Origin of the sequence: Thermomicrobium roseum DSM 5159 (assembly GCF_000021685.1) — a bacterium.
In the GTDB taxonomy this organism is placed as follows: domain Bacteria; phylum Chloroflexota; class Chloroflexia; order Thermomicrobiales; family Thermomicrobiaceae; genus Thermomicrobium; species Thermomicrobium roseum.
In genome coordinates this window covers 841,168-853,745 of record NC_011959.1, presented here as the reverse complement: position 1 = coordinate 853,745, position 12,578 = coordinate 841,168, and the positions used below count along the sequence as shown (strand labels likewise).

Below are 12,578 nucleotides of genomic sequence, written 5' to 3'. Positions count from 1 at the left end.
TTTGGCACGATCACTCGATGCGTTGAATGGTGAAGCGCATTTCCCCACCTGGAGCACGCACCGTCACAGTGGTTCCGACACGTTTGCCGAGGAGCGCTGCACCGACCGGGGACTCGATGGAAATGCGTCCCTGCGCGGCATTCGCCTCTTCGGGGCTGACGATTACCCAGGTCTCGACGCTTCCTTCCTCGTCGATGACGGTCACGCGTGAACCCAAACGCACTTCGTCCTGTGGGCCAGCACGAGTGATCATCTGGGCTCGACGCAGGATGTGCTCGATCTCGCGGATGCGCGCTTCGGTCAGAACGAGTTCTTCCTTCGTGTCTTCGTACTCGCTGTTGTCGGAAATATCGCCCTCATTGCTGAGTTGCTGCAGTCGCTCGAGCAACAAAGGCAACTTGTGCTGGCGCAGGTGCTCGAGTTCTTGTTCGAGCGCTGCTTTCCCTTCGGGTGTCAACACGATCGGGCGCTCACGCACCATCTTGGGCACCTCTCCGTTTCACTCTGCTGCGTCCAGTGGATACGGCCGGTGAATCGTGACTCCGGAGGCTCATCTGCCGAGCCAACCCTTGGCGGTCTCGTGATACGCGTGCAGTCTTGCGCTATACGTAACACAACAGTGGCAACGGCTGTTCGCCGCGCCACCGTTGTGACTCCCGTACTCCGCCAGTGGGTGAGAAGGGACTCGAACCCCTGACCTCGCGGATGTGAACCGCGCGCTCTAACCGGCTGAGCTACTCACCCGTTTCACACCCCGAGTATAACAAAGGCGGAGACGGTGCCGCAAGCCACTTCTTACTCCACGATAGCGATGCAGTCGATTTCAACCAACGCTCCGGCAGGCAAGCGCGCAGCTTGCACCGTTGTCCGCGGTGGTGGATTTTCGCCGAAATACTTGGCATAGATCCGGTTGAAAGCAGCGAAGTCTTCCAAGTCCGCCAAAAAGCATGTTGTCCGAACCACACGCGAGAGCGAACTCCCAGCAGCTTCCAAGATCGCCTTGAGGTTCTCCAAAACGCGCTCCGTCTGTTCTTCGATGCCACCCTCGACCATACGGCCGCTTGCTGGGTCGAGAGGAATCTGGCCAGCAGTGAAGACGAACTGACCGACACGGACGGCCTGAACATAGGGCCCGATCGGTTGGGGAGCTCCATCGGTGCGAATAACTTCGCGTTCCATACCACTCGCACCTCGCCTTCCGCTCGTCGTTTCTCGTCGACGCTACCATACGTCGGACCGCCGCGCAATGGGCGCGTGGGAGGCAAAAGGTCACCTCTGGTACACTCATGCTGGTTCGGTGTCCGGACACTCTCGGCAGGGGGACTCGTGAGTATCGCCGAAGTCGTCCGCGAAGTCGTCACAACCCGTATGCCAGGTCAGTGGCTGCGGCGCGTCGTCACTGGAGCGAGCGTTATCGTCGCAGGGGCCGTGCTCGTGAGTGTGGCCGCGATTTTCGCCTATGGCTGGCTCCAGGGCGATCGGATCTATCCAGGCGTGCGGGTTGCCGGGGTGGATGTCGGTGGTCTCACCGTGGATGAGGCTGCCCAACGCGTGACGAACGCCCTCGCGGCGCTGACCAATCAAGAGATCGTGCTGACTTTCCAGGGAGCTGAATTGGCCCTTCCCGTACGTGAGTTGGAGCCGGAATGGAATGCGCAGGTAGCGGTGAACCAAGCTCATCGCGTGGGGCGTAGTGGCAATCTGTGGCGTGACTCGGCCAGTTGGCTCGCAGCGCGACTTGGCCTCGAGGTGATCCCGGTTCCAGTCACCTATCGAGCGGATCGTCTCGAGGCGGCGGTTCGCACCCTGGCTGAACGGGCCGCGCGCCCGCCGCAGGACGCCTTTTTCACTGTCGACGAGGACGGATCGTTGTACGTTGCTCCTGCTCGCGAGGGCGTGGGCATCGATCTCGGAATCGCTCGACAGTCCGTCGAAGGAGCACTCGCTTCAGGGAGAGTCGGAAGAGTCGAACTGGCTCCAGTTACCTTGCCTCCGACGTATACAGAGAGCGATCTCGAGCCACTGAAGCCCCGCGTGCAAGCCTTGGTCGGTAGCCCGATCGTGCTCACCCTGGATGGCGAGTCACGCTGGATGATTTCTCCTCCTGATCTGGCTCGCTTGCTGACTCTCACAAGCCATGAAGGAGCACTGCGAGCGTCTTTCGACCGCGGTAAGCTCGAAGAGTACTTGAGCCGGATCGCAGGGGTGGTCGTTGCACCTGCTCAGGATGCCCATGTGCGCTGGAACGGGTCAGCTTTCGAGGTTGTACCCGCTCGGCCTGGGGCGGTACTCGATGTGGTGGCCACAGTGAACGAGTTTCTGGTTCGGGTCGAGCGCGGGGAGCGCACGATACCTGTGCAGGCACGTCCCGCATCTCCGCTCGTGACGGAAGCGATGGCAGATGAGGCGCGTGCGCGAGCGCAGGCACTCGTCGATCGTGGTTTGACAGTGCGGTGGCCGAATGGCACGCGAACCCTGCGCGGTGGGGAGCTCGCTGCGCTGTTGACTTTCGAACAACGTCGGCAGGGGGAAAACGTTGTCGGTTTGGACGTCAGTATCGACAGGTCGACGGTACGCTCCCTTTTGGAGGCGATCGCACCACAAATCCAGCGGGATGCTCGCGATGCGGTGCTCCGCTATCGAGATGGAAAAGTGATCGTCGTCACCCCCGAGCAAACCGGTCAGCGGCTCGATATCGAGGGATCGCTGATCGCGTTCGAGCGAGCGGTACGGTCGGGTCGATCGGCGGTCGATCTCGTCGTCGCGAATGTCGAGCCCCGCGTCACCTCGGCCATGGCGAGTCAGATCCGGATCCGTGAACGAATCTCAGCAGGGGCAACCTATTACGGTGATTCGGCGCCGAATCGTCGACACAATGTGGAGCTCGCCGTGCAGCGGGTGAATGGAGCGCTGGTACCGCCGGGTGAAGTGTTCTCGTTCACCGGAACGGTGGGAGCCATCAACCTCGAAAACGGGTACAAGGTCGGTTACGGAATCGTCGCAACCAATGGGCGTGTCCAAACGGTTCCCTCCGTCGGTGGTGGGGTGTGCCAGGTCTCGACCACGGTCTTCCACGCTGCATTCTGGGGCGGTTTTCCCATCGTCGAGCGAAACTGGCATCTGTATTGGATTCCACTCTACGGTCAGCCGCCGAGTGGTTTGATCGGGTTGGATGCGACGGTCGATACGGATTATGGTCTCGACTTCAAATTCCGGAACACGACGAGCGACTGGATCGCTGTCGTGGCATGGGCAGATGGTTCTTGGGTGCATGTCGAAATTTGGGGCACGAAACCAAATTGGCGGGTGGTCGTGGATGATCCTGTCGTGACGAATGTCGTGAAGGCAGATCCGACTCCGGTGATCAGGGAAGACTCTTCCCTGGCTCCTGGGGAGCAAGTCGTCGTCGAGCGTGCTCGTGATGGATTCAGTGTGGCGATACGACGGCGCGTCTACGAGGGAGATCGCCTGATCGACGATGTCACCTTGCGCAGCACCTATCAGCCGTCCCAGAACGTGACCCTGGTCGGTCCGCAACCGTCGCCGACCCCGACGGAGACTCCGGAAGAGGGAACTCCGCAACCCACAGAGGCCACGACCCCGGTACCGGAGGCGACGCCGACGCCGGTGCCGTAGTGCGAGGAGTGCGATCATGAACCAGCGTTCAGCACAGGCTCTGGGGCTTGTGGTGGGACTCTCGGTCGGGCGATGGATCGGACAGCAGACGCGTGACCGCTTGATGGTTCTCGAACCTCCTCGGCTCGTCGACTGGGAGCGGGCGCGGGAGATCGCGTTACGTCTCTCCGGTGGAGTGCGCTTGAGTCCATTGGAGCGAGAGGAGGCAACGGATCGCTATCGCAGACTCGTCACGGAACTCGCGCCGGCCATCGCTGACTTTGTTGGTTCACCGGTTCCCAGCGGCATACATCGCGTCTATGCCTTCGATCGGATCGATTGGATCGATGCGAATCTGGAAGGATTTGCAGAGGTTCTGCGTCCGCTGGAGGTCGTCATCCAACTACCGGAACAACCGCTCGCTCGGGCTGCTGCGGTCCTCTGGGCGCACGCTGGCCGGTCCGCTGCGACGATGGAAGTGGGGATGGCACTTGGGTTCCTCTCGCGGCGAGTTTTGGGCCAGTACGACATTGCTGTACTCGGTGGGGAACCGACTGCGGCTGGAAAACTCTATTTCGTCGAGCCGAACATTCGCTGGTTGATCAGGAACTGGCGACTGCCCGAGCACGACTTTTATCGTTGGCTGGTCTTGCACGAGGTAACCCATGCCTTCGAGTTCGAAAGCAGTCCTTGGTTGCGCGATCATGTCAATGGGCTCTTGCGCCAGTGGGTCGAAGCGCTGCGACATGAGGGGAAGCTCTTTCATCGCGTCATCGAGATTCTGCGGACCGCTCGGCGAGGGGACTGGACCGCCGATACGACGTGGATGGAACTGCTCATGTCTACCGAGCAGCGACGTCTGTTCCGGCAGTTGCAGGCGATCATGGCTGTCATCGAAGGGTACAGCAACTATGTCATGCGCGAAGTCGGTCGAGAAATCGTTGAATCCTACCCACTGATCGAGCGTCGTTTCGAGGAGCGTGAGCGTGCTCGCACACCAGCGGAGCGTTTGCTACTGCGCCTGACCGGGTTGGACATGAAACTCGAGCAGTATCGGCGTGGTGAGGGGTTCTGCCGAGCGATCGCTGATCGCATGGGACGCGAGGCCTTCGCTGTTTTGTGGAGAGGCCCAGAGTGGTTGCCGACGTACGAGGAACTCGCTGAACCGGATAGCTGGATCAGTCGCGTGACGAGTGGTTCGTCAGAATGACGCTCGATATCCTCAAGGTCGCTGGTGAGCTTCGGGCAGCAGTAGAGACGGTAATCGAAAAGGAGCGCAGTGGACGCCCTGCGCTTCTCGAACTCTTGCGTGTGTTCGACGACGCGGAGATCACGCGCCGCGTGGCAAGCGCGCGCACCTCATGGCTTCTGGGTCTGCCGCTCGGACGTTATTTCGAACGAATCGCCGCTCCCGCACGAGTGCGTGCGGGCTACAGCTGCGTGGCCACTGATGCATCGGTGGTGGTAAGCGATCGCCACGGTCCAGTGCAGTACGTGGTCATCAATGTCGGCTTCTGCGTCCTGGAATACGGTGAGGAGCCAGCGGCTCAACTCGGTTCTGACCCGATCGTCTTGTGGAGAGAGGAAGAACTCTCGATCCCCGATGGTACTCGCCGAATACCGATCACCGGTAACGTGCTCGCGATGCGTCGGATGGTTGCTGAACTCGAAGCAGCGTTACGCCTGACCCAGCATGTTCACGAGCCGGTTCTTGCTCTCCAGGATGGAACGCTGATTCCTTGGGTGTTGGAGGGGCAGACCTCCAGCCTGGTGCAGTGGGGAATCGAGGGATATGCGCGGGCCCTGGGGGAGTTTCGCCGTCGGAGAACACCAGTGGCTGGGGTCATCAGTTATCCTGGTTCGCGTGACATCATCAACGTCCTGCGTGTCGCAGCTTGCGATTATCCCCGACTCGGGCAAAGGGTGAATTGCGATGATTGCCTCCGGCGTGTGGCACGAGGGGAACGCGTGCAGGCCTGTGCGATCGTCCCCGACGTCACCGACCGCTGGTTCTTCGCGACACTCGATGACGTTCGCCTGGCGCCTGGGGAGCGGTCTGCATGCTTTCGGAGCCAATCGTCCATTCTGGATCAGCTGCCTGCGGACGACCGCATCGTGTTCTTTTATCTTCATACTGGAACGGAAGTCGCTCGTGTCGAACTGCCGCATTGGGTCGCTGTGGATCGGGATCTCCTCGATTTTGTGCATGCGGTCGTGTGGGATCAGTGCAGTCGGGCACGAGGGTACCCGCTGGCACTCCAAGAGGCGCACGAGCAGGCCGTCGTGCATCGAGAAGAGCGGCTGCAGCTCGCCGGCTTGATCGAGCAGTTCTTCGCCCGCAATGGTTTCCTGGAGCAACGCTCGGCGAAGGAGCGGAGCAAGCGGGTGCGGTATGCATGAGCGACGAATCGGCGAAGTCGTCGAGACTTCGACCGTGCAGTTCGTAGTCGAGTGCGATGAGTTGGATCGGCTTCCCGAATTGGGCTCGTTCGTGCGTGTCGGAGGAACGGATGTCGAGGCGATCTATGGTATCGTAGCTTATGCCGAAACGACGGCGGTCGACCCTGGCCGACGAGTCGTTCGACGCGGTTCAGGAGAAATCCAGGATCGGGCGCTGTACGAGGCAAACCCAGAACTTCGTTTCGTTCTCCGTTCGCTCTTCGTGGCGGTCGCGATTGCTCACGAACGGAGCGGCCGCCTGTTCTTTCTGTTGCCCCCGTGCCCTCCACCATTGCATTACAGCGTCGAGCTAGTCCCCGCTGAGGAGGTCTGGCGACTGACCGATTCGTGTCGCTACTTTTCCTTCTTGCTTGCAGTGCATGGAGAGGTTCCGGCGGAGCAATTTTTGGCGGCCCATTTGAGTTACGTATTCCGTGCCCGTGGTAACGACGAGAGATGGCTCGAAGGGGCAGCGCAAGAGCTTGCGCGGCTGCTCAAGCGCGACTACGATCGCCTCCGTCAAGTGCTGGAGGCCGTCGAGCCGCTCATCGAACCCCGTCCGCATTAGTGCCGGAAGTGACGCTCCCCGGTGAACACCATGGCGATCCCCGCCCGCTCCGCAGCTTCGACGACTTCGCGATCACGCTTGGAGCCTCCAGGCTGAACGATCGCGGTGATGCCGGCAGCGGCAGCGAGTTCGACACTGTCCGGAAACGGGAAAAATGCATCGCTCGCGAGGACGGCTTGCCGAGCTCGCTCGCCGGCTCGCCATAAGGCGAGCCGGACCGCATCGACACGATTGGGTTGGCCACCGCCGATACCCACCGTTTGCGCATGTCGCGCGATGACGACTCCATTGGAGAGGACGAACGGCACGACTGTCCAAGCAAAAGCAAGGTCGTGCCATTCGGTCTCGGTGGGCTGGCGACTCGTCACCACTTGCCAAGTCTCCGGCAGGCGGAGCGGTCGATCTGCTGACTGAATGAGAACAGCATCCCCCACGCTTCGGAAAACGACGCCAGGATCGGTCCAGGGGGGAGCGATGACCAAGCGCAACGACTTGCGTCGCACGAGTAGCGTCTCCACGCCTGGTTGCTTGTCTGGGACGATCAGGAGATCGAAGAAGTGTTGGGCAACGGCGAGAGCGGTCTCGGCGTCCAGTGTGCGATTCAGGGCAACGATGCCCCCGAAGGAAGAGACCGGATCGGCCTCGAAAGCGCGCTGGAAGGCTTCGTGCGGAGTCGCTGCCACAGCGACACCACAGGGTGCGGCGTGCTTCACGATGACAGCGGCTGGTTGGGAAAAGCGCTGGACAAGTTGCCAGGCGGCCACAGCATCGAGCACGTTGTTGTAGGAAAGCGCAGCGTCACCAACGACCTGCCATCGACTCACTTGGGGAGTGATGCCGAGAATCTGGTAAACGGCGGCGCGTTGGTGGGGATTTTCTCCATAGCGGAGCGTTTGGAGTTTCCGGAGAGGGATCGGAAGCAAATCAGGAAATTCTTCCGTGCGCAGATAGCTCGCGATCTGGGCATCGTAGGTCGCCAAATGGGCGAAGGCTTTGGCGGCGAGAGCCCGTCGGGTCTCATGATCGATTCCGGTGATGCCAAATTGGGCGAGCCTGTCGGCGATCGGTTCGTAATCACACGGATCACAGATCGGGAGAACCCAGGGAAAGTTCTTGGCGGCAGCGCGCAACAGTGTTGGCCCGCCGACGTCGATCAGCTCGAGAGCGACATCCTCGGGTGTTTCCGGTGTGACGTGTCGATCGAAGGGGTACAAGTTGACAGCGACCAGCTGGATGGGGGCGATACCGCGCTCTGCCAGTTGGGCCAGGTCAGTCGAGCGATCGTGCCGAGCCAGTATGGCAGCGTGTACGGCGGGGTGAAGCGTTTTCACTCGTCCTTCGAGCAGCTCCGGAAAACCAGTCAGCTCCGAGATCTCGCGTACCGGTAACCCGTGTTCTCGGAGCTCACGAGCTGTACCGCCGGTGGCGAAAATTTCCCAGCCGAGGTCGACCAACCTTTGGGCGAATACCGTGATACCTGTCTTGTCCGCGACGGAAAGCAGAGCGCGCATGGTTCCTCCAACTCTCAGAGCAGTCGAGCCCAGCGAACGATGACCTGCTTGCCGAAAACGTTTCGGAACAAGCCACTCCGTGCCTGTGCCTTTTCGATCTCCAGGGTCGGGTAGGTTTCGGACTGGACCGCAATGATTACGGAATCATCAGTAACTTCGACAGTGAGATCTTTGACGAAACGCTGGTGACTTGCGTCGAGGCCCTCGGCAATGCGGAGAAGCGCGGCGAGTTGCTCGACGAGATGCCGCTCTCGCGGTGATAAGCGTCTGAACTGTGGATGAGCGAGTGATGGTTCAGCTGCGCGGTGGTACCGTGCGATGGTTGCGATCATGAGCTGTTGCGTACGGTCGAAACCACGGAGCGGAAGAGCCATGATGCGATCGAACGAATGCCGATGGTGGTCGGTGAGCGAGCGAAACTGCCCACAGTCATGCCACAACGCCGCAGCTGCAAGCAGGTCGCGCCCTTCGGGCGGCAAAGCGAGTGGCTCGCGGAGTTGGTCGAAGAGCCGAAGGGCCAGAAACGCGACATGGTCCGCATGATCTGGGTCGGGGGTCTCGATGGATGCTGCCGCGCGTGCTCGCTCGATGGAAGGATCCGTGTCCCGCATCGCGAAGCGACTCCCTCCGGGGGTTAGTATGCTCCAACCCGGTCTCACAGGCGATCGATCACGATTTTGACGATCGCGCGGAGGGTCTCGATGACCCCGATCGATTGGATGGCGATAGCCGGGAAGCGCGGGGCGCGCATCGGATTGAGATAACGGTCCAGAACAGGAAGAGGGAGCGCATTCGCGAGGTCCATTTTGTTGTATTGCAAGACCAGCGGAAAGGCGGTAAAGCGCTTTCCTTGCCGGAGCAGGTTCTGTGCCAGTTCGCGCAGACTTTGCAAATTGTCAGCCAGGCGCTCGCGCTGGGCATCAGCAACGAAGACGACGCCGTCAGCCCCGCTCAGAACCGCGAGACGCGTTTGTCTATACAAGGTTTGGCCTGGGACAGTATAGAGCTGGAGGCGGAGACGATAACCGTGCACGGTCCCGACGTCGAGCGGAAGAAAGTCGAAGAACAGCGTTCGCTCGGCCTCCGTATCGATGGAAACGAGCTGACTCTTCACATGCTCAGGTAACGAGGCATGTACGACCTGAAGGTTGGTTGTCTTTCCCGAAAGCCCCGGACCGTAATAGACGATTTTGGCGTGGATCTCGCGTGCTGCGACGTCGATCAGTGCCATCGCTGGTCGCTATCACGCTGGTTTACCGATCTCGTGCGCCAATGGTGCAGCGACGTGGTTGGCATGCTCAGGCCGACTCACTGTCGGTCAGAATCTGCATACCTAACATCCCACCACGAACGATGACGCGCGGTCGCTCGGCACGGACGACATGACCGACGATCCAACCCTCACCCAATGCCTGCTGCAATGCATGGATGAACGACGGTGTCCCGATGACAGCGAAGCCAATTCCCATGTTGAAAACGCGGAACATTTCAGTTGGTGAGATACTTCCTCGCTGGCGTATTTCCTCGAACAATGGTGGAACTGGCCAACTGCTGGCATCGATCTCGATCCGGCAGCCGTCCGGGACGATCCGTGACAAATTTCCTGTTAGACCACCGCCAGTAATATGGGCCAGACCGTGGAGCCGCGAATCGCGGAGCCACGTGCGTAAGAGGGGAACGTAACAGCGGTGAGGTTGAAGCAAGAGATCACCCAGCGAACGATCAGACCAAGGTGGCACTTCCGCTAGAAGCGGCCGATCATGCTGTGGGTTCCCGGTCAACCCGAGCACTGCCCGTACCAACGAGTAGCCGTTCGTATGGAGTCCGTCGCTGGGGAGCCCAAGGACGAGGTCACCCGGCTCGATGCGACGTCCGTCGATGATTCCTTCGACGGGCACGACGCCGACCATGCAACCAGCGAGATCGTAGGCTCCGGGAGTATAGACGCCAGGAAGCTGCGCTGTTTCTCCCCCGATGAGCGCGCAACCGAGCGCGCCACATGCCCGTGTCATCCCCCGGACCAGAGCCTCGAGTACCGTCTCCTCCAACTCAGCCGTAGCGAAGTAATCCAGGAAAAAGAGTGGTTCGGCACCACATGCCAAAAGATCGTTCGCGCTGTGGTGAACGAGGTCGATGCCGATCCCCTCGTGGTGACCGAGGACCGAAGCGATGATGACCTTGGTCCCGACACTGTCGATAGTCGCGACGAGCGCTAGCGTGCCGTTCGTTCCGGGTGCCTCGACGATGCCACCAAAGAGCCCGAGCGGTCGGAGAACACCAGGACTGAAGGTCTCTTGGACATACTGTGCGATGCGGCGCTTGATCGAATCAGCTCGTGCCTGATCAACACCGCTGGCTGCGTACGTTCGTGGCTCCATGCTCTGCCTCTCGTCAGCTGCCCTGCTCGCTGATCAACTGCTGGAACAGGGGGATGAAACGCCGAACAGCCAAGCGGAGGCGACCCAAATTGGTCGCACCGGAGGCCAGGAGGACGAGCGCGGTATCAGGATCGAGGGGGGCGACGAGCACGAGATGTCGATCGAACTCCACGATCGCTTGGCGCGGCGTGCTGGACAGTTCCTGCCCGAGAGCTTCCAGCATGAGCAGACCACTGACCGCCTGCGCGGCGACCGCTTCACAGTCGATCTCGCTCGTGCCTTGTGCTGCCTCCACAACTAACCCGTCGGTGGTGGCGATGATCGCCGCGTCCAACCCAAATTCGCGTTGAAGCCGCTGAACAAGTTCGCTGACTGTCACGAGTCTACTCCTCGCCGTTCACTCATTCCCGAACCCGTTCCATTATCGGGCATATTCGCGAGCTGTCACGCGGGAATTTCGTCCCATTTGTCCTCATGCGTCGTCGACAGACGGCGCAAGAAACGGTTCCAAACGGGGGAGGAGGGAGTTCGGTAAGCGGGCTCGAAGGAGAATACCCTCTGCGAGATAGCGACGCTCACTGATAATACCGTGCTCCTCGAGTGTCGCGATGAGGCGCTGCTCCCGATACGGTATCAGGAGCTGCACAGCGCGCGGGGTGGCGATGTCGCGCAGTGTTCGAGCGATCCGGTCGCGCAATGTCTCCAGCCCATAGCCGGTCGCTGCTGAAACGAAGACAGCGTTGGTGGGGATGTCGAGTTCACGAGCCAGACGATCCGGGTCGATCGTAGGCTCCAAACGATCGATCTTGTTCAGCACGGTGATGGTGGGATAGCGATCCGCTCCGAGTTCCCGAAGAACCTGACGAACAGCAGCAGCTTGCTCGGCTGCTTTCGGGTGAGTGATATCCACGACATGGAGGAGAAGGTGAGCATCCAGAATCTCCTCCAGAGTAGCCCGGAAGGCTGCTACTAATGTTGTGGGCAACTTGTGGATGAAGCCGACCGTATCGGTGAGCAAGGCGACCTGACTGTCCGACAGGCGTAAACGGCGTGTGGTCGGATCGAGTGTCGCAAACAGCTTATCCGCTGCAAGCACGTCTGCGCCGGTCAACGCATTGAGCAGTGTGGACTTACCCGCGTTGGTATAGCCCACGAGGGCAATGACCGGAAGACGGTTCTGCCGCCGACGCTGGCGATACCGCGCGCGATGCTCTCGCACCTCTTCGAGTTGGCGTCGTATCCAGGCGATGCGTTCCCGGGCTCGGCGGCGATCGATCTCGAGCTGCGTCTCACCTGGTCCCCGAAGACCGACCCCACCGACCGCTTGACGCGACAGGTGTGTCCACATACGGGTCAGACGCGGCAAGCGATATTCCAGTTGGGCTAACTCGACCTGAAGGCGCCCTTCTCGTGTTCGTGCGTGCCGTGCGAAGATGTCGAGAATGAGGGCAGTGCGATCGAGTACCTTGACCTGCAAGGCATCCTCGAGGTGACGCAGTTGAGCCGGGGAGAGTTCATCATCGGCCAGTAAGAGGGTGTAGCCGAGTTGATCGCGCATTGTCAGAAGCTCGCGCAACTTTCCAGGGCCGACGTAGTGCTGTGGATGTGGATGGGGCAGCCGTTGGGTGACGGTTCCCACGACTTCGACGCCGGCAGTCCGCGCGAGTTGAGCGAGTTCTTCGAGGGAGGCATCCGCCTCCCAACCATCGCGTCGCCACTCGACGCAGACGAGAAGAGCACGCTCCACAGGGGGCACCCACGATCGTTCTCGTGCGGGTACCGGGCCTGGACGTTCAGCTCGCTCGTGATCTCGTCTCGTCAGGCTGAATCCTCGACTCACAGCGTTCTGATGGAAACGCCACCGTCAAAGAGACGGTGGCGGATCGGCTGGGGAGTAGGGATTCGAACCCCAACTAGCTGATCCAGAGTCAGCCGTCCTACCGTTAGACGACTCCCCAATGACTGTTGTGATTCTAGCTGACGCGCCACGATCGTGTCAAGGCTTGCACGGAGTGAGCCGGTGCGCTAGCGTTGGATCGAGGTTCGATCAGGATGGGAGGTGAGGCC

Annotated in this window: 12 protein-coding genes and 2 tRNA genes; 4 read left to right on the top strand and 10 right to left on the bottom strand. The window is 60.6% G+C overall.

Annotation, left to right across the window (positions count from 1 at the left end):
* Positions 1 to 10: 10 nt before the first annotated feature.
* The 3 genes from greA to TRD_RS04005 all read right to left on the bottom strand — a co-directional run bounded on the left by greA (position 11) and on the right by TRD_RS04005 (position 1,179).
* Positions 11 to 478 carry a transcription elongation factor GreA gene (gene greA / locus TRD_RS04015; RefSeq protein WP_041436541.1) on the bottom strand — a complete coding sequence of 156 codons (468 nt, stop codon included), beginning with the start codon at positions 476 to 478 and terminating at the stop codon, positions 11 to 13.
* A gap of 192 nt (positions 479 to 670) precedes the next feature.
* Positions 671 to 744, bottom strand: a tRNA-Val gene (locus TRD_RS04010).
* A 51-nt stretch (positions 745 to 795) separates the two neighbouring features.
* Positions 796 to 1,179 carry a RidA family protein gene (locus TRD_RS04005; protein ID WP_012642252.1) on the bottom strand — a complete coding sequence of 128 codons (384 nt, stop codon included), beginning with the start codon at positions 1,177 to 1,179 and terminating at the stop codon, positions 796 to 798.
* Positions 1,180 to 1,326: 147 nt separating this feature from the next.
* On the opposite strand from TRD_RS04005, the gene TRD_RS04000 reads away from it, so the two are divergent.
* The 4 genes from TRD_RS04000 to TRD_RS03985 are packed head-to-tail and all read left to right on the top strand — an operon-like array spanning position 1,327 to position 6,622.
* Entirely contained in the window at positions 1,327 to 3,636 is a 2,310-nt protein-coding gene (locus TRD_RS04000; RefSeq protein ID WP_012642251.1) for a VanW family protein, read from the top strand.
* Positions 3,637 to 3,652: 16 nt separating this feature from the next.
* A complete protein-coding gene (locus TRD_RS03995) occupies positions 3,653 to 4,825 on the top strand; it encodes a zinc-dependent metalloprotease (protein WP_012642250.1) in 1,173 nt (390 codons plus the stop codon).
* Positions 4,822 to 6,015: a DNA double-strand break repair nuclease NurA gene (locus TRD_RS03990; RefSeq protein ID WP_012642249.1), complete on the top strand. Its 1,194-nt coding sequence runs from the start codon at positions 4,822 to 4,824 to the stop codon at positions 6,013 to 6,015. Before TRD_RS03995 ends, TRD_RS03990 begins: the two co-directional genes overlap by 4 nt.
* The gene (locus TRD_RS03985; protein ID WP_012642248.1) at positions 6,008 to 6,622 is read left to right on the top strand and encodes a hypothetical protein; all 615 of its coding nucleotides are present in this window, start codon (positions 6,008 to 6,010) and stop codon (positions 6,620 to 6,622) included. Before TRD_RS03990 ends, TRD_RS03985 begins: the two co-directional genes overlap by 8 nt.
* Here the strand turns inward: TRD_RS03985 and purH are convergent.
* From purH to TRD_RS03950, 7 genes are all read right to left on the bottom strand, one after another.
* Positions 6,619 to 8,133, bottom strand: a complete 1,515-nt coding sequence (purH, locus tag TRD_RS03980) for a bifunctional phosphoribosylaminoimidazolecarboxamide formyltransferase/IMP cyclohydrolase (protein WP_012642247.1) — start codon at positions 8,131 to 8,133, stop codon at positions 6,619 to 6,621. The two genes, TRD_RS03985 and purH, sit on opposite strands and share 4 nt — an antisense overlap.
* 14 nt (positions 8,134 to 8,147) lie before the next feature.
* Positions 8,148 to 8,744: an HD domain-containing protein gene (locus tag TRD_RS03975; RefSeq protein ID WP_012642246.1), complete on the bottom strand. Its 597-nt coding sequence runs from the start codon at positions 8,742 to 8,744 to the stop codon at positions 8,148 to 8,150.
* A gap of 44 nt (positions 8,745 to 8,788) precedes the next feature.
* Positions 8,789 to 9,364, bottom strand: coding sequence for a GTP-binding protein (locus TRD_RS03970; RefSeq protein ID WP_012642245.1), 576 nt, complete (start codon positions 9,362 to 9,364; stop codon positions 8,789 to 8,791).
* Between the two features lie 67 nt (positions 9,365 to 9,431).
* A complete protein-coding gene (purM, locus tag TRD_RS03965) occupies positions 9,432 to 10,511 on the bottom strand; it encodes a phosphoribosylformylglycinamidine cyclo-ligase (protein ID WP_012642244.1) in 1,080 nt (359 codons plus the stop codon).
* Positions 10,512 to 10,524: 13 nt separating this feature from the next.
* The gene (locus TRD_RS03960; RefSeq protein ID WP_012642243.1) at positions 10,525 to 10,890 is read right to left on the bottom strand and encodes a roadblock/LC7 domain-containing protein; all 366 of its coding nucleotides are present in this window, start codon (positions 10,888 to 10,890) and stop codon (positions 10,525 to 10,527) included.
* Between the two features lie 93 nt (positions 10,891 to 10,983).
* The gene (gene hflX, locus TRD_RS03955) at positions 10,984 to 12,267 is read right to left on the bottom strand and encodes a GTPase HflX (RefSeq protein WP_052294051.1); all 1,284 of its coding nucleotides are present in this window, start codon (positions 12,265 to 12,267) and stop codon (positions 10,984 to 10,986) included.
* 131 nt (positions 12,268 to 12,398) lie between these two features.
* Positions 12,399 to 12,469 (bottom strand) — tRNA-Gln (locus TRD_RS03950).
* Positions 12,470 to 12,578 lie beyond the last annotated feature (109 nt).